Origin of the sequence: Marinobacter koreensis (genome assembly GCF_023156285.1) — a bacterium.
Taxonomy (GTDB): domain Bacteria; phylum Pseudomonadota; class Gammaproteobacteria; order Pseudomonadales; family Oleiphilaceae; genus Marinobacter; species Marinobacter koreensis.
This window is the reverse complement of record NZ_JAKZAJ010000002.1, coordinates 138,375-154,771: the sequence shown is the minus strand read 5'-3', so window position 1 is coordinate 154,771 and position 16,397 is coordinate 138,375. Positions and strand designations below refer to the sequence as shown.

13 protein-coding genes are annotated in these 16,397 nt (G+C 58.5%); 7 read left to right on the top strand and 6 right to left on the bottom strand.

Going from position 1 to position 16,397, the window contains the following annotated elements; translation table 11 throughout:
• The first annotated feature begins 209 nt into the window (after window positions 1–209).
• A complete protein-coding gene (locus MLD04_RS05805) occupies window positions 210–1,880 on the top strand; it encodes a putative bifunctional diguanylate cyclase/phosphodiesterase (protein ID WP_248155689.1) in 1,671 nt (556 codons plus the stop codon).
• 339 nt (window positions 1,881–2,219) lie between these two features.
• A complete protein-coding gene (locus MLD04_RS05800; RefSeq protein ID WP_248155687.1) occupies window positions 2,220–2,942 on the top strand; it encodes a helix-turn-helix domain-containing protein in 723 nt (240 codons plus the stop codon).
• Between the two features lie 71 nt (window positions 2,943–3,013).
• On the opposite strand, the gene MLD04_RS05795 is transcribed toward MLD04_RS05800, so the two are convergent.
• The 3 genes from MLD04_RS05795 to MLD04_RS05785 all read right to left on the bottom strand — a co-directional run bounded on the left by MLD04_RS05795 (window position 3,014) and on the right by MLD04_RS05785 (window position 8,243).
• Window positions 3,014–6,094 carry an efflux RND transporter permease subunit gene (locus MLD04_RS05795; RefSeq protein ID WP_248155685.1) on the bottom strand — a complete coding sequence of 1,027 codons (3,081 nt, stop codon included), beginning with the start codon at window positions 6,092–6,094 and terminating at the stop codon, window positions 3,014–3,016.
• The gene (locus MLD04_RS05790; RefSeq protein WP_248155683.1) at window positions 6,094–7,197 is read right to left on the bottom strand and encodes an efflux RND transporter periplasmic adaptor subunit; all 1,104 of its coding nucleotides are present in this window, start codon (window positions 7,195–7,197) and stop codon (window positions 6,094–6,096) included. Before MLD04_RS05790 ends, MLD04_RS05795 begins: the two co-directional genes overlap by 1 nt.
• Before the next feature lie 248 nt (window positions 7,198–7,445).
• The gene (locus MLD04_RS05785) at window positions 7,446–8,243 is read right to left on the bottom strand and encodes a secretin N-terminal domain-containing protein (RefSeq protein WP_248155681.1); all 798 of its coding nucleotides are present in this window, start codon (window positions 8,241–8,243) and stop codon (window positions 7,446–7,448) included.
• A 182-nt stretch (window positions 8,244–8,425) separates the two neighbouring features.
• Here MLD04_RS05785 and MLD04_RS05780 point away from each other — a divergent pair, with 182 nt between their 5' ends.
• Together MLD04_RS05780 and MLD04_RS05775 are read left to right on the top strand one after the other, a co-directional pair.
• Window positions 8,426–8,566 carry a hypothetical protein gene (locus MLD04_RS05780; RefSeq protein ID WP_248155679.1) on the top strand — a complete coding sequence of 47 codons (141 nt, stop codon included), beginning with the start codon at window positions 8,426–8,428 and terminating at the stop codon, window positions 8,564–8,566.
• A 29-nt stretch (window positions 8,567–8,595) separates the two neighbouring features.
• Window positions 8,596–9,648: a 3-deoxy-7-phosphoheptulonate synthase gene (locus MLD04_RS05775; RefSeq protein WP_282451780.1), complete on the top strand. Its 1,053-nt coding sequence runs from the start codon at window positions 8,596–8,598 to the stop codon at window positions 9,646–9,648.
• On the opposite strand, the gene MLD04_RS05770 is transcribed toward MLD04_RS05775, so the two are convergent.
• The gene (locus MLD04_RS05770) at window positions 9,593–10,264 is read right to left on the bottom strand and encodes a LysE family translocator (protein ID WP_248155677.1); all 672 of its coding nucleotides are present in this window, start codon (window positions 10,262–10,264) and stop codon (window positions 9,593–9,595) included. The two genes, MLD04_RS05775 and MLD04_RS05770, sit on opposite strands and share 56 nt — an antisense overlap.
• A gap of 180 nt (window positions 10,265–10,444) precedes the next feature.
• On the opposite strand from MLD04_RS05770, the gene MLD04_RS05765 reads away from it, so the two are divergent.
• The 3 genes from MLD04_RS05765 (at window position 10,445) to MLD04_RS05755 (ending at window position 13,719) form a co-directional block, all read left to right on the top strand.
• Window positions 10,445–11,887, top strand: coding sequence for a dihydrolipoyl dehydrogenase (locus MLD04_RS05765; RefSeq protein ID WP_248155675.1), 1,443 nt, complete (start codon window positions 10,445–10,447; stop codon window positions 11,885–11,887).
• 159 nt (window positions 11,888–12,046) lie between these two features.
• The gene (locus tag MLD04_RS05760) at window positions 12,047–12,520 is read left to right on the top strand and encodes a Dps family protein (RefSeq protein ID WP_248155673.1); all 474 of its coding nucleotides are present in this window, start codon (window positions 12,047–12,049) and stop codon (window positions 12,518–12,520) included.
• A 164-nt stretch (window positions 12,521–12,684) separates the two neighbouring features.
• Window positions 12,685–13,719: a porin gene (locus MLD04_RS05755; RefSeq protein ID WP_248155671.1), complete on the top strand. Its 1,035-nt coding sequence runs from the start codon at window positions 12,685–12,687 to the stop codon at window positions 13,717–13,719.
• 52 nt (window positions 13,720–13,771) lie between these two features.
• On the opposite strand, the gene MLD04_RS05750 is transcribed toward MLD04_RS05755, so the two are convergent.
• Together MLD04_RS05750 and MLD04_RS05745 are read right to left on the bottom strand one after the other, a co-directional pair.
• Window positions 13,772–14,938, bottom strand: coding sequence for an NAD(P)/FAD-dependent oxidoreductase (locus tag MLD04_RS05750; protein ID WP_248155669.1), 1,167 nt, complete (start codon window positions 14,936–14,938; stop codon window positions 13,772–13,774).
• Window positions 14,938–16,251, bottom strand: a complete 1,314-nt coding sequence (locus tag MLD04_RS05745) for an SAM-dependent methyltransferase (protein ID WP_248155667.1) — start codon at window positions 16,249–16,251, stop codon at window positions 14,938–14,940. Before MLD04_RS05745 ends, MLD04_RS05750 begins: the two co-directional genes overlap by 1 nt.
• Window positions 16,252–16,397: the final 146 nt, after the last annotated feature.

Sequence of the window (16,397 nt, the reverse complement as noted above, 5' to 3'; positions counted from 1 at the left end):
TCTAATTATTTCACCCACTATCGACGCCCAATTGCCCACGCGATATCCGGATACTGCAAATTTGCGACAATTGGTCACTTTTCATCATGCTTTCGTCGAACAACGCCGCCTTTTGCAATATGTGGCTAGGTTGGCGACATTTCCGCCCTATGCTTATAAACCGGGGACTGGTCAGACCATGGATCAGGCTATTAGGACGGAGGATCCGAATGACGATGCAGGCACTACAACAACAAGACTTCAAGTCTTTGATAGACAATCATCCCCGGGCCATCATGCTGGCGACCCCAGAACCGAGAATCATCTACGTGAACCGGCGGTTCCGGTCGGTTACCGGTTATGGCGGCGATGACGTGATGGGCAAGCCTCCGTCGGTACTCAGTTCGGGCCTGCACTCAGAGAGTTTTTACCGTGGTATGTGGGAAGGTCTGTCGGAGCGCGGTCGCTGGGAGGGGCTGATCTGGAACCGGCGCAAGAACGGCGAAGTCTATCCCCAATGGTTGTCGATCTACCCGGTGAATTTTGCCGGCACACAAATGTTTGCAGGTGTCTTCATGGACATTGGCGAACTCACGGAGAATGATGAGCGCCTGGCTTCTCTGGCGTATTACGATCCGCTGACCCAATTGCCGAACCGGGCCCTGTTCAAGGAGTTCCTGAACGCCCGGGTTTCCCAGAATCATCCGGATTACCCCGGATTCGCGGTTCTGTTCATAGACCTGGATTTCTTCAAGTCCATCAATGACCTTTACGGACATGAGTGCGGTGACCGGGTCCTGCAAGAAGCTGCACTGTGCGTGCGGAGCGTCCTTCGGGACGGGGATGTGGTTGCCCGGTTGTCCGGCGATGAATTTGCCGCCATTGTTGAGCTCAATGGGCAGGATACGCCCGCCAGCATCTGCGACCGCATGGTCCGGATCTTCCAGGCGCCGGTGGTGGTCGATCAGCGGGAGTATTTTCTGTCGGCTTCGGTGGGTGCGGCGCTTTTCCCCGATCATGGCCGTACCGGTCCCGAGTTGCTTCAGAATGCAGACAGGGCCATGTACAGCGCCAAGCTCGCTGGTCGGGCCTGCTATCGCATGTACAGTGCGGTCGACAGTGAGCAGGGGCGCCGTCATCAGCAATTGTCCGAGGCGCTGGTGGTTTCCCTGAAGACCGCTCCCGAGGAGTTCAGTGTGGTGTTTCAGCCGCAACTGGATCTGATGACCGGCAAGATAGCCGGATATGAGGCTCTGCTTCGCTGGTGTCATCCGGAATTTGGTCCGGTCTCACCTGCGGATTTTGTGCCCCTGGCGGAGAATCGGGGCCAGATCCACGAGCTGACCGAACACCTGATCCGTTGCGTGTTACAGGATCTGCCGAATGTACCGGATAGGTCGCTTCCCGAAGGATGCCGGATTGCCATCAATATTTCCCCCCGGCAGATCAACGATTCCCGGCTCGAGGCTCTGCTTGCGCCTTTCTTTGACCGGTTAAATCGTCTTGGATGCCAGCCCGAGCTGGAGATCACTGAAACGCACATGATGAATCTGTCGCCCCGCTCGCTGTCACGTCTGGCCGGCTTTCGGAAGCGGGGCGTCGTGGTGGCGATCGATGACTTCGGCACGGGATATTCGTCGTTGGCTTACCTGCACACCTTGCCGGTGCAAGTCCTGAAAATTGACCGCCAGTTTACCCGCCGTCTCGGCGAAAAGAGCCGGGATTCCCGTATCGTCTCGGCCATTCTGGGTATTGCCGATGCCCTCGATATGGAAGTCGTTGCCGAGGGCATTGAGAACGAGGCCCAGCTGGAAAAACTCCGGGAATTACGCTGCATGCGAGGGCAGGGGTTCTATCTGGGGCGCCCGGCGGCGTTTGGAGCGTGGCTGTCCGGGGATTGACGGACATCAAGTCTCGGGCTGAAATCGCAGCGTCTGAGAGGGTTTTGCAAAATTTGACTAGGGCTTTGTCAGGGAATGTCTTAAAACGGTGGCTCCATTTCTTACCGTTGTAGCCCTATGCCATTGGTGCATCCAACACAGCTGGAGCTTGAAGCCTATCTGAAGCTGAATCGGGCTTCGCTTGAGGAATGGCAAGAGGCCTTACGCAGGCTTAGCGGTATCCCTGCCCTTGAATGCCTTTCACAAAGCCCGGATATTTCGACGCCGGTCGGAGCGCTGTCATCATTGGAGTCACCCGCTGGAAGCGTGATTTGCATGCGGGTTTCCAGGCCGATAACCGTGAATGGCTGGCATGCCTCTAAGCCGGTCTGGCTTCGGATTCTGAACGGCGGAATGCAGTCGCCCGACGAGGGGATTCCGTTCGCGCCCGGTGATGCCAGGTCACCGGGTTCGTTGACGTTTCAGCTGAGTGCCGACTCCCAGGTAGCGTTGGTGATCCCCCGTGAATGGTCCGGGGACGCTGAGACGGAGTGGCGAAGGGGATCCCGGAGTCGCATCTGCGCCCTGTTTGATCGCTTCCTGTTCCAGGTTGCCTTTGCCCGGTCCCATGCTCAGTCCGTAGCGAGTGCCCGCAAACTGATCAATGGCCTGGTGCGGAATTCGTTGAGCGAGGAAGGTGTGGATCTTTGCTGTGTGCCAACCCTGGATCGACGTCTTCAACGGGCGATTGAAAAGATTGAACAGGAATCGGACTGGGAGTTCGATCTGCCCCAGTTGGCCCGGCATTCCGGGGTCAGTGAACGCAATCTCTACTACCTGATGCGCCGCGAGACCGGGTTGACACCCTACCGGTTCTACCAGCGATGCCGGCTTATCCGGGTCCGGCGCAGGCTGGTGGACTGCCAGTGTGACATTCCCCACATATCCTGGTACGCCGCCGATGAGGGGTTCTCCCATCTGGGTCGGTTTGCAGCGCTGTACCGGGAGCATTTTGGCGAATTGCCCAGCCAGACGGTTCAGTGGCGTCGCAGCTTGCTCGAGACCACCTCCGCATTCGCCTGACCCCGTTCCCCCCTTCTGGAATAAAAAAACCGGCCACCGAAGTGGCCGGTTTTCCCTGGCACGGGTTTAGATCAGTGGCTGGTGGCCACTGTCTGACTGCCGCCTTCGGAGTCTTCCTCCCCGCCCTTGTTGTGGTCCCGGGCAAGCAGGATGTAGAACGCGGGCAATACAAAGAGCGTGAACAGGGTACCGATGCCCAGTCCGGCGCTGATCGTCAGACCGATGGCAAACCGGCTTTCCGCACCCGCGCCGATGGCAATCAACAGCGGGACCATGGCAACGATCAGTGCGAGCGAGGTCATGATAATGGGGCGCAGCCGGATAGCTGCTGCCTCGATCACCGCCTCGACTTTGCTCAGCCCCCGCTGCTTCTGCAGGAGGTTGGCAAATTCAACGATCAGGATGCCGTTTTTCGACACCACGCCGATCAGCGTAATCAGGCCCACCTGGGTATAGATGTTCATGGACGCGAAGCCCAGGACGATGAACGACATGGCACCTGCGACTGACATCGGGACCGAGACCAGAATGATCAGGGGATCACGCCAGCTCTCGAACTGTGCCGCCAGAACCAGATAGATCACCAGCAGGGACAGGAAAAAGGTCACCATCAGGGCGTTGCCCTGATTTGCCTGCTGGCGGGTCTGGCCGGTGTAGTCGTAACTATACCCCTGGGGCAGCGTGTCTTTGGCTGCCTGTTCCATGTAATCCATGGCACTGCCCATGGCGACACCCGGCTTGACTACGCCCTGAAGGGTCAGCGAGTTGAGCTGGTTGAACTGCGTGCGGTTCGACGGTTCGACGTCACGGCTAAAGCTGACCACGCTTCCCAGCGGGACCAGTTCGCCATTGCCGCTGCGGACGTAGTAGTCGTTCAGGGCCTGTTCATCCAGACGGAATTTCTGATCCACCTGGGGAATCACCTTGTACGACCGGCCTTCCATGCTGAAGCGGTTGATGTAGCCCCCACCCAGCATGCTGGCCAGTGCCTGGCCAATGTCCTGCATGGACAGCCCGAGGTCCGCGACCCGGTCGCGGTCGACATGGATCCGGGTGACCGGTTTGTCGAAGTTGATGGACTTCTGCAGGAACAGGAAGTTGCCGCTGCCCATGGCCTTGCCCAGCAGTTGGTCGGCCGCCTGGTTCAGCTGGTCATAGCTGTTGCCTGTGGTAATCACGAACTGGAACGGCAGACCACCGCCGGAACCCGGGAGGGAGGGCCTCGGGAACACCGCCGTCTGCAGGCCGGTCACCTTTTTCAGCTCGGCGTTGAGAATGGGCTGGACCTCGAACTGACTGACATCCCGCTCACTCCAGGGCTTCATCTTGTAACCGCCGAACACCGCATTCGGGCCGGTGAAGCCGATGACCATGAAGTCCTCGTTGTACCCCGGCAGTTTGGACATACGTTGCTGGATCTCGTCCCCGTTTTCCCGCAGGTAATCCAGAGTGGCGGTCTGTGGGCCCAGGCCCTGGTAGAACAGGATGCCCTGGTCTTCCGTGGGTGCCAGTTCCTTCTGGCTCATGTTGACCATGAAGTAAATGGAACCGAGCACGACGGCGGCGAAAAAGAACACGACCGATTTGGTCTGCATCAGCGAGCTGAGTGCCGATTTATAACCACTGGAGAGACCATTGAAGGTGCGCTCGACGACCTGCTCGAAACGGCCAGAGCTGCCATGGGGTTTCAGCACCTTGCCGGACAGCATGGGGGACAGGGTCAGGGCGACAATCCCCGAGATCACCACGGTCCCGGCCAGCGTAAACGCGAATTCGGTAAACAGCGAACCGACCAGGCCGCCCATAAAGCCGATGGGCGCATAAACCGCGACCAGCGTGGTCGTCATGGCAATGATCGGAGTCGCCATTTCACGGGCACCGTGGAGGGCGGCCTGGAACTTCGACTCACCCTCTTCGATGTGTCGGTGCACGTTCTCGACGATGATGATGGCGTCGTCGACCACAAGGCCGATTGCCAGGACCATCGACAGCAGTGTGAGCAGGTTCAGCGAGAAGCCGAACATCAGCATCACGAACGCGCCCCCGATCAGGGACAGCGGAACCGCGACCGAGGGTACTACCGAAGCGCGGACCGAGCCCAGGCACAGGAACACCACCACAAGGACGATGATCAATGCCTCGGCCAGGGTCTTGATGACTTCGTCAATGGAATCCTGGATGAAGTCCGAGGCGTCATAGGCCAGACGGACATCCAGTCCGGAGGGCAGCTGGCTTTCGATGTCCGGCAGGGCGCCCTTGACCAGATTGGCGACGGTCAGTGGGTTGGCACCCGGTGCCAGCTCGATGGCGACATAGGTGGCCGGCTTGCCCTTGTACAGGGCCAGTTCGTTGTAGCTTTCCGAGCCCAGTTCCACCCGGGCAATGTCCTGAAGGCGAATCTGGGTGCCGTCCTGGGTCTTGACCACGAGGTTGCGGAAGTTGTCGGGATCAGCCACATCGGTGTCGCTGGTCATGGCGACCTCGACATACTGGCCCTTGGTGTTGCCGACCGCGGCCTGATAGTTGTTGGCGCGAAGCTTGGCGGCCACTTCCGTGGGCGTGAGATTGACCGCGGCCAGACGCTCAGGATCGAGCCATACCCGCAGGGCAAACTGCCGGCCGATTAGTCGGGCCTTGCCCACCCCGGACAGGGCCTGCAGTTTGGGCTGTACCACCCGGGTCAGGTAATCGGTGATCTGGGGAACCGCCAGTTCTTCACTGTAGAAGGCAATGTACATCAATGCCGTGGAATCGCCGGTGGACGACTCAATGATCGGATCCTGGGCCTGAGCGGGCAGGACGTTGCGTTGACTGGCGACCTTCGCCTGGATCTCGGCCAGGGCAGCGTTGGCGTCGTAGTTGAGCTGCATGTGCGCTTCAATCTTCGACGTCCCCTGTGAACTGGTGGAGGTCAGGTAGTCAATGCCGCTGGCTTCGGCAATGGCCTGTTGCAGAGGCGTGGTGATAAAGCCCTTGATCAGGTCAGAGCTGGCGCCCGGATAAGCCGTGGTAACCGTTACGGTTGTACTCTCCAGTTCGGGATACTGCCGGATCTCCATTTCCATGGCGGCCCGTGCACCGATCAGGAGGATCAGCAGGCTCACCACCGTCGCAAGGACGGGGCGGCGGACGAAAATGTCGGTAAACCGCATTACTCAGACGCCCCCTGCGTGTTGTCTTTTGCTTCCTGAATCTGGACCTTCTGGCCGGCGCGGAGTCTCAGCAGACCTTTGGAAACCACGGTCTCGCCAGCCTCCAGTCCGGACAGAACCGCCACGCGACCGTCCCGGGTCTGGCCGGTGGTCACGGTGCGCCGCTTGACCACCAGATCGCCGTTGTCGTCCTTCTCGACGGCAAAGACGAAATCGCCGTAAGTGTTGTAGGAGATGGCGGTGCGGGGCACGGTAACAACCTCTTCCTGGTCGGGTTGCTCAGTCTGGATAGTCGCGAACATGCCGGGCCGGAGGAGATTGTCCGGGTTGCTCAGGGTCGCGCGGATACGGACCGTACGGGTCTGCGGATTCACCGAGGTGTTGATCGCACTGACTTTGCCGTTGAAGGCCATGTCCGGAACAGCGGCCACTGTCGCAACCACCGGATAGCCCGTGGCGACATGGGGCAGGTTTTTCTCGGAGAGGGTGTAATCCACGTAGATCGGATCAAGCATGTTGACTTCAACGATGGGGGTGCCGGTGGGAATGTATTCACCCTGATCCACCGTACGGATCCCCAGTCTGCCGTCGAACGGGGCCCGGATCACCTTCTTGCCAAGCTGCGCTTCCGCCTCGTTCACCCTCGCGCGAGCGGCATCATAGTTTGCCTTTGCCTCGTCGTACTGCGACTGCGATACCGCCCGCTTCGGGAGCAGGTCGGACACCCGCTTGAACTCCTGTTGCGCGAGCTGGGCTTCGGCGCGACGGGTGCGCAGGGCGGCTTCGTCGATCTCGGAATTCAGCCGGATCAGGATGTCGCCCTCTTTGACGGTATCGCCGGACTCGAATTCAATGCTCTGGATCACCCCGGGGACCTCGTTGGCGACCTGGACGCCGTTGACCGCCTCAATACTGCCTACGGCTTTGATGCTGGGGGTCCAGCGCTCGACTTTTGCATCGGTAGCGGAAATGGCGGTCGGCGGCTGAGGTTGGGACATCTTTTCCTTCATCTGTCCGAACTGGTAGAACTTGTACCCGAAAATGCCGCCAAGGACGACGCCAAGGAGAATGATGACAATCACGAAGCGGGAGGCAGTACGCATAATGAATATCCTGGAGTCCGTATCCATGTGAGTGTGCCTGAACAAAACAGTGTGGACGGTCTGTTCAGGCGGGGCTGTTGAGTTCGATCATTAAACGAAGTTCACGAAACATAGCATCCTATAAAAACTGATGACGGTTTGTCACCCGTTTGTGAGTAATTCTCGTTACTGTTTTGGCCGGGTATCGTAACTTCTTCAAGTGACAGAATTACGAGAGCGTGGAGGCAGGAGATTAGTCGGGTCGTCAATCACCGGAGGATATCCACCTTGACGTCGACGATGCGGCTTCGGGATTGATTGCTCTTCACCGTGTAGGTGATGTTGCTGCTGTCAGTCTCAGTGTGTGTGCCGACGCTTCCGAGCGACACCCAATGTCCGGGTTCCACACGCCGAATCGTCAGCAGGGCCTCGGTTTCATAGCCCTGGATCTGGGCCGGATCCTCCTCGAACGACACAATGTTCAGTTCAACGGTCTGGTCCGAGATGACCTGAGGGCTGACCAGGAAACCGGAATGCGTCTTGACCTGTTCGAGGATGGTGGCCGGGTTCCGGCCGCCGCGGATGGCGAAGGGCAGAGTCCGCACCTGACCGGAGGTGATCTGGGCCGTCTGGCCGTCCTGTACGATGACGGTCCGCTCCGCCTGGTTAGCCGTAGAGATGACCTTGTTCTGCGCCTCGATGCGCAGCGATTTGTCGTTGCCGCTGACGCCTCCGCCGGACTGCTTGCCGCCGATGTCTTCCCGGGTTCGAACCGTGATCCGGATTTGCGCCGGGGCGACATCCAGGGACTGGACCAGGGTTCCGATCTCGTCAAGCAGTCTGGGTTCGCCGCGGACAACCAGTTGCTGTCCCCTCGCTGTTACCGTGATCTGACTGTCCTGGTAAAGGTCGCGAATCTGTGTAGCGACGTCTTCTCCGGTACGCGCAGTCAGCTGATAGACCCGGGTTTCGGTTTGCGCCTGTGCGCTCGTTGCCACCAGCCACAGAGGAACCGTCATTATCAGGACCAGAAAAAGCCTCAATTGGGGGAACGCGGTTCGATTCATGGGGTCTCCGGGTAAAGAACGTCTGCAAAAAGTCTGGGCAGCAGGTTGCCAAGCCTGAAACCGGGGGTATATAGTGGAGAGCATGAATATTTCGAGCGCGACCTGTCAATTCAATCTTTCGCAAGCTTTCGGCCCGATCAGGCCGGCGGCGGTCGCTGCTGTGTTTTTTTGGTGGTTTGGTTATGGCTTTTATTTTAGCCAGAACCCGGGCCGCCTATCGGACGCTTAGTCCGAAACATAACGAGGAAGGCAGCCCGGCAGACACCCAGGCTGCCACCGGACTCAAAAAGCCCCGACTGGTAGCCCAGCCGGGGCTTTTTTGATTCTGATACAGGGAAACGGGAACCACGCTATGAACATGCCAGTCAGCGCCGAAACACTGAACGAGGGACTCGCCGCGGCCAGTTGTCACAGGAAGGAGAGGGCATTGCCATCGCCTGAACAGCTCCGCCGCGAATATCCTGCCAGTCTGGACCTGATGGCCCGGATAGGCGCCCAACGGGACGCCATCCGGGCCATTTTGCAGGGGCGTGACACGCGGATGCTGATCGTTATGGGGCCCTGTTCCATCCACGACGAACAGGCTGCCCTGGAGTATGGCCGCAAACTGAAGGCACTGGCAGACGAGGTCAAGGACCGTTGCCTGATCGTGATGCGGGCCTACCTTGAAAAGCCGCGAACGACGGTTGGCTGGAAGGGGTTGCTTTACGATCCGGAGCGCAATGGTCAGGGTGACATTGAGCAGGGACTCCGGCGCTCCCGGTTGCTGTTGCTGGAGCTGGCGGGTCTGGGCCTGCCGCTGGCCACAGAAGCACTGAGTCCGCTGGTGATGGACTACCTGGGTGACCTTGTCAGCTGGACGGCGATCGGGGCACGGACGACGGAATCCCAGGTTCACCGGGAAATGGTCAGCGGTCTGCCCATGCCGGTGGGATTCAAGAATGGCACCGATGGCAGCATCGGGGTGGCGACCAACGCCATGAAATCGGCGGGGCATCCGCACCATCATCTGGGGGTTTCGGCCAGCGGTGCTCCGGTGATGATCTCGACCCGGGGCAATCCGGACACCCATCTTGTACTCCGCGGTGGCCGGGGGATCACCAACTACGATGCCGACAGTATTGCCCGGACCGTGGATGAGTTGACCTCCGCGGGCCTGTCGACCAGCGTGATGGTGGACTGCAGCCACGATAACGCCCGCAAACAGGCCGAGCGCCAGATCGACATTGCCCGGGAGGTGATGGCCCAGCGCCTGGCCGGCAATGACCACATCCGAGGCCTGATGCTCGAAAGCTTCCTGGAGCCGGGGCGTCAGAACGATGGCCCTGACCTGGTCTATGGCTGCTCGATTACCGATCCGTGCCTGGGGTGGTCGCAGACAGAGGCTCTGATTCGGTCACTGTAGAGAACAGGAGTTCGGCCGCCAGCAGGAGCAGCAGACTGCCCATGATCCGGTCGAGCCAGTGTCCGAAGCGGCCAAAGGCCTGGCGTACACGAGGCAGTGTGAAGAACACCGCCACCAGAGAGAACCAGACACCGGTGGCAAGGGCCATGTAGACCCCATAACCGGCCTGAATCATCAGTGGTGTTCCGGGGCTGATCACGACAGAAAAAAGCGCGACGAAAAACAGGGTCGCTTTCGGATTCAGTGCGTTGGTCAGAAAACCCAGTCGAAAGGCGGCCAGAGCGGACTGTTCGGGGCCGGAGGAGGTTTCCACGTGGATGCTACCGGCCCGGGCGCGCAGGCACTGGATCGCAATCCAGCCGAGATACAGGGCACCGACGATTTTCAGTGCGGTGAACAGGACGATCGATTGCTGGATCAGCCAGCCGATACCCAGCAGTGAATAGGTCACATGCACCAGGATGCCGGCCCCCACGCCCGCGGCGCTCAGCAGTGCATTTCTCCGTGTCTGGCACAATGCCTGGCGCAGCATGACCGCAAAATCCGGCCCCGGGCTGACGACAGCCAGCAGATGGGCGACGACAATTGTCAGAAATTCCGGCCAGTACTGGGTCATCGAATGGGCTCCGCGTCGGGCTTTCCTGTTGCAGTAGCAAAGGGTATGTGATTTCAGCTCCGCTGTCTGCCCCGCCTCAACGACCCCGGCTTTACGACAACCGGGCCGGAACCTCTATACTGAATCCTCGAGGGAACATTCTACAGTGAACCGGCCATACGTCGGATCAGGAGGCGCAGGGTGGAAAAGCGAGAAGTGGATGTGGCGATCATCGGAGCCGGCACGGCGGGAATGGTGGCCTATCAGAGCGTACGCAAGCTTACCGACCGGGTGGTTCTGATCGAAGGTGACCGCTATGGCACCACCTGTGCACGTGTGGGCTGTATGCCCAGCAAACTGCTGATTGCCGCCGCTGACCATGCCGACGCCATGCGTCAGGGTGAAGCGTTCGGTATTCGTGCAGACGCCATGACCATTGATGGCAGAGCTGTCATGGATCGCGTTCGTCGGGAGCGCGACCGGTTTGCCGGGTCGGTGGTCAAGACCGTGGAGTCCTTTCCCGAATCACACCGGCTGATGGGGCATGCCCGGTTCATCGCACCCCATCGTCTGATCGTGGGTGACGCGGTGGAGGTTGTTGCCGACCGGATCGTCATTGCGACCGGTGCCCGGCCGAACATCCCGAAGATGCTTCGGGAGGCGGGAGACCGTCTTGTGGTCAATGACGATATCTTCGACTGGACCGATCTGCCCGAATCGGTGGTCGTGTTTGGTCCCGGTGTCATAGGGCTCGAATTGGGACAGGCGCTGAGCCGGCTGGGTGTTCGGGTCCGGATGTTTGGTGTCGGCGGCCCGGTGGGGCCCATACGCGACGAGGCGATCCGCGCCTGTGCCCTGGAAACGTTCAATCAGGAGTTTCCTCTGGATCCATCGTCCGAGGTCAGTGGCGTATCCCGCGACGCCTCCGGGGTGCGGGTGACGTTCCGCGATTCCGACGGCGAGACTATTACGGAAACGTTCGAGTATCTGCTCGCTGCAACGGGGCGTCGCCCCAATGTCGACGACCTCGACATCCAGAACGCGGATATCGAACTTGATACGAACGGCTCGCCGATATTTGATCCCTACACACTGCGGTGTGGCGACAGTCACATCTTTATTGCCGGGGACGCCAACCATGACAAACCCCTGCTTCATGAAGCCGCCGATGAGGGGCGGATTGCCGGAACCAACGCCGCCCGCTGGCCGGATGTGCGTACCGGACTGAGGCGTACACCGCTGGCGGTCGTGTTTACCGACCCGCAGATAGCCACGGTCGGCCTGACGGTGGACCAGGTGCGAGAACGATGCCAGGGATGCTTTGCCGTAGGGGAGGTGTCTTTTGCGGAGCAGGGCCGGGCCCGCGTAGTGGGCAAGAACCGGGGCCTGTTAAAGGTCTATGGCGAACACGGCAGCGGTCTGTTCATGGGAGCCGAAATGTTCGGCCCGGCAGCGGAGCATATCGGTCACCTTCTGGCCTGGTGCGCTCAGAAACGTATGACGGTCAGCGAGATGCTGGATATGCCGTTTTATCATCCGGTTATTGAGGAGGGTCTCCGAACCGCACTTAAAGACCTGAACCGGAATCTTGCCATCGGGCCGTCGCCTGCCGAGGGGTGCCTGGAATGTGGGCCGGGAGGCTGACATGTTGGAGTGTTCAAACTGCCATAGCCAATAATCTTATGATTATGTGTTTGTAATAGCTTGGTGCTATTGCCTGAATTATCTGATATTACTTCCTGGAATCTGGATTGATTTCCATAATGACGTCAGTTTTCTGGAGTCAATCTCAAGGAGGTCGAAATGGCGAAGAACTTCATTGGACTGGATCAGGCAAAAACACAGGAGCTTGCGGGCGCCCTGAACGACTTGCTGTCCAACTACCAGATCTTTTACATGAACGTCCGCGGCTATCACTGGAATATCAAGGGTGAAAACTTCTTCGAATTGCATGCCAAATTCGAAGAACTCTATGACGATCTGCTGCTCAAGATCGATGAGATTGCGGAGCGTGTTCTGACGCTTGGTCACCGTCCAGCCCATGCCTACAGCACTTACATGGAACATTCCGAGATTCCCGAGCGAAAGGATGTGTCGGACGGTCGTGAAGCCGTGGGGAACATTGTCGAGAGTTTCGGCAAGCTGATTGGTAAACAGCGTGACCTGCTGAATCTTGCAGGCGATGCCGAAGATGAAGGCACGATTGCCCTGATGAGCGACTACATTTCCCAGCAGGAGAAATTGGTGTGGATGTACCGGAGCTATCTGGGCCAGTGATGGCCAGCTCCGAATGGTTCAGAAATGGCGGCGAGAGCCGCCATTTCTTCTCACCGGTTCATATAACTGAAATAAAGGTGTCAGCAATCTGAAATAATTAATCGTCATTCTTTCCCCACTCAGTTACCCACCGATCATATTCGATCACTGATGGAGAAAGATGAATGAAAAAGCAATTGCTGGCCCTGGCTGTAGGTTCCATGGTTGTCGTGCCGTCCGTAGCGCTTGCTGATAAAGGTCCGACTGTCTACGGAAAGGTGAACGTCTCCTATGAGAACCAGGATGATGGCACCAACGATGAGTGGAAACTGGAAAGCAACTCTTCCCGGATCGGGGTCAAAGGCGCGCTGGACCTGGACGTCGACCAGCTGAAAGCGGTCTATCAGGCGGAATTCCAGATGGCCGTGGATGACGGAAATAATGGCAGCGAAAGCGACAAACAAACCTTTTCCCAGCGCAACATTTTCGGCGGGTTTGAACACGCGACCCTGGGCCGGTTGATTGCAGGCAAGTTTGACAGCCCGTTCAAGAAATCACAGGGTGAGATCGATCAGTTTGGCGATCTGCGCGGTGACATCAACAAAATCGTTGGTGGTTCTGAGCGGATCAGCAATATCATCCAGTACAGCACGCCGAAGCTGGCCAACGCGGTGACCGTGAACGTCGCGATGGTGCCCGGTGAGGGAACCACGGTTGGAAATGAGCGTCGTGATTCGCCGGCTGACGGCATTTCCAGTTCCGTAGTCTTTGACAATGGCATGCTGTACGGCTCGGTCGGCTATGACTCGGAAATCAAGACGAACCTGTTCGATCTTGGCGATGCCGATACCCTGGTTGATGCCATGCACGTGGCCGCCAAACTGAACATGGACCAGTTTGAAGTTGGCGCCCTTATTCAGCAGTCTGAGAACTCTGATTCCGCCGTTGATGGAGGCGATTACAAGGACACGACCTACATTGTCAGTGGTGCGTTCAAAGTGGATCGCTGGAAACTGAAGGCGCAATACGGTGTGACTGATACCGACCTGACCAACGACAAGGTGAAACTGACGGCTGTGGGTGCGGATTACAAAATGGCCAAGGCCAGCAAAGTCTTTGGCTATTTCGCCAAGGTTGAGTCAGACAATACCGGCGCTGGAGCGCTCGCTATCGACGACACAACGTTCGGCATTGGTTTCGAGCACAAGTTTTCAATGTAATACCCTTTCTTTGAGTTATCAGGACATTGCCGGGGCGTAAGCCCCGGCTTTTTTATGGATGTTGGGCAGTCCCCCGCTGCAGGTTAAGAGCAGGGCTGTCCGTGATTTCCAGTGGTGGCACCTCCTGGTGCAGAAACCATTTTTCGGTCACGACTTTCCGGGTGAACCAGTGCGACCGCATCAGCGAACTGGCCAGTGGCATCCGGACCCAATCAGGGATTTGCCAGCCGTGCTGTGCCTCATTCGCGCGGTTACCGAATCGTTCTGCGATGGCGGAGCCATAACTTTCCAGCGACGATGCGGAATAGTCGGTCGCATCACTGATGACTTGCGCTGCCAGCAGGGCCGATTCGATGGCTGGACGGATACCCTCTCCGCTCTGGGTGTAGGCCAGCCCGGCCGCATCACCGATCAGCAGAACGCCGTCGTCCACGAGAGGACGGTCGGCATGATTGTAGAGCAGATAAGCGTGTCCCTTGAATCGACCGGGGAGATCCGGCGGAATTCGCCCTGAGTCTTTCATTTCCTCGACGAAAGACTCAAGGTGATCGCTGAGTTTGTGGTTGTCCTCCCGGCCAAGACCGATGTTCAGGTAGTTGCCTTTCCTGAAAACCCACGCGTAGCCTTTCAGGTCCCGGCAGAACCAGAGTTCGGGCGTATCACCTCGGGCGTTGCACTGTTCCGCCTGGTCCGGTGTCATCTCGAATTCCACTTCCTTGGCCGCGACCACGGTCTCGTGGCCGCCGGGCCCTTCCCCCAGTAGCCGGGCAACCGGGCAGAAGTGGCCTCCGGCGCCGACGATCATTGGGGCTTCCCAGGTATCGTTTACCACCCAGTTGCCATCACGGCGAATAATCGATTTCACCGGCGTGCCCAGTTGCTTTGGCGCGGTGACGCGATCCAGCAGATACGCGTCGAATTCACAGCGGCGAATGCCATAGCTGACCACCTGCCCATGGTTGTTCTCCACGGCAGGTTGTCCCATCATGCCGATGCGAAAGCGCCGGATCGGCTGGAGAGTACGACCGACCTGGTAGTCCTCAGTATCGATCTGAAGGGTGTCCAGGACGCTTGGCGTTACCCAGCCGGCACAGGTCTTGTCCCGGGGGAAAGTCTGTTTGTCGATGATCAGGATGCGCTTATTGCTGCCTTCCAGCGCTTTGGCCAGCGTCGATCCCGCTGGTCCCGCGCCGACAATGATCAGGTCGTAGTACTCCATCAGGCCTCCTCCGGCGCCGCGGTGGATTGGTACAGGTCTGCCCGGCTGCGGGGCAGCTGATTGTTGTCGCCGTGGGTAAACACCACCTGGAAGAGCTGGAGCGAACCGGCGCGAAACGCGGCAATGGAGCCTGCCAGGTAGAGACGCCAGGCCCGGGTGAAGTGCGCGTCGTACATGTCGGCGACCTCGTCTTCGCTGGCGTTGAACCGGTCGAGCCAGTGAGTCAGGGTCTGGGCGTAGTGCAACCTCAGGTTTTCGACATCAAGCACCGAGAAGTCGCCATGCTCGCAGATTTCCATGAACTCACCGATGCTGGGTGGGTAGGCGCCGGGGAAAATCCGTTTTTCAATCCAGGCGTTCATGAGCATGGGGCGGTTTCTCCCGATGCTGTGCAGCAGTGCGATGCCATCGGGTTTGAGGGAGCGCTTGATCAGCTCGGATAATGCTTCGAAATTCTCTTTGCCGACGTGCTCGAGCATACCCACGGAAACAAAGGCATCGTATTGCCCTTCAATGTTCCGGTAATCGTCTTCGACATAGGTGATCAGGTGATCCAGGCCCTGTTTCTTCGCTTCCTGTTCGGCGTAAGTGAGCTGCTCCCGGGATATGTTGTAGGAGTGGACAGTGACGCCATAATGTCGAGCCATATACCGGGCGAGACCGCCCCAGCCGCAACCGGCTTCAACCACCGTCATGCCCGGTTTCAGCCGAAGCTTGCGACAGACGTGTTCCAGCTTGGCCAGTTGGGCCTGTTCCAGTGACAGGTCCGGTTGCTCGTAATAGGCGCAGGTGTACTGCATTTCGGCCTGATCGAGCCAGAGTTGGTAGAACTCGTTGCCGAGATCGTAATGATGGTGAATGTTTTCCTTGGCTTCGGCGATGCCCGTGGCCCTGGGATTGTGGTTCTTCCAGAGTGCGTCCAGCCATTTCGGCCATTTCTGTCGGGCGTTGTGAACGGCCCGGTACAGGGTTTCCATCAGATCCGGCAGGTCACCGTCGATCGTGAGTCGCCCGGCCGCATAAAGGTCACCAAAGGCCAGGTTGGGATTGGCGACCAGAGAATACAGTGCCTTGTGATCGGTCAGCGTCAGGACGAATTGCGCTTCCTGGTCTTCCGGTTCGATCAGCTCTCCGTTCCACAGCCGGAAGGTCACGGGCGGCGAGCCTGCCATTCGCATGAGCTTGGTAATCAGCCAGCGCTCATAACTGTGGGGTTCCCGGTCTGCCTGGGCGTTTTCCAGCGGCAGGGTCAGAACGTGGGCTTTGTGGGACTGTTCCGTCGAATCGGTCTTTCGTACCGTACTGTCTGTCATGGATTCCGCTCTCCCTTGCCGGTTGTTGCATCAATTTCTGGCGCGAACGTGGTCAGGCGTATCCCGATAACCTGGCTGGGAATCACCAGTTTTCCGTTCAGTATAGAAAAGGATGGCAAAATGTCAGGTTTGGAGAGCGGGCATAA

What these genes read in the sequence shown, in the direction of transcription:
- MLD04_RS05750 (WP_248155669.1), bottom strand. Translation starts at nt 14,938, where the DNA reads ATGGAGTACTACGACCTGATCATTGTCGGCGCGGGACCAGCGGGATCG.
- MLD04_RS05780 (WP_248155679.1), top strand. Translation starts at nt 8,426, where the DNA reads ATGGCTTTTATTTTAGCCAGAACCCGGGCCGCCTATCGGACGCTTAGT.
- MLD04_RS05745 (WP_248155667.1), bottom strand. Translation starts at nt 16,251, where the DNA reads ATGACAGACAGTACGGTACGAAAGACCGATTCGACGGAACAGTCCCAC.
- MLD04_RS05785 (WP_248155681.1), bottom strand. Translation starts at nt 8,243, where the DNA reads ATGAATCGAACCGCGTTCCCCCAATTGAGGCTTTTTCTGGTCCTGATA.
- MLD04_RS05795 (WP_248155685.1), bottom strand. Translation starts at nt 6,094, where the DNA reads ATGCGGTTTACCGACATTTTCGTCCGCCGCCCCGTCCTTGCGACGGTG.
- MLD04_RS05790 (WP_248155683.1), bottom strand. Translation starts at nt 7,197, where the DNA reads ATGCGTACTGCCTCCCGCTTCGTGATTGTCATCATTCTCCTTGGCGTC.
- MLD04_RS05755 (WP_248155671.1), top strand. Translation starts at nt 12,685, where the DNA reads ATGAAAAAGCAATTGCTGGCCCTGGCTGTAGGTTCCATGGTTGTCGTG.
- MLD04_RS05770 (WP_248155677.1), bottom strand. Translation starts at nt 10,264, where the DNA reads ATGACCCAGTACTGGCCGGAATTTCTGACAATTGTCGTCGCCCATCTG.
- MLD04_RS05775 (WP_282451780.1), top strand. Translation starts at nt 8,596, where the DNA reads ATGAACATGCCAGTCAGCGCCGAAACACTGAACGAGGGACTCGCCGCG.
- MLD04_RS05805 (WP_248155689.1), top strand. Translation starts at nt 210, where the DNA reads ATGACGATGCAGGCACTACAACAACAAGACTTCAAGTCTTTGATAGAC.
- MLD04_RS05760 (WP_248155673.1), top strand. Translation starts at nt 12,047, where the DNA reads ATGGCGAAGAACTTCATTGGACTGGATCAGGCAAAAACACAGGAGCTT.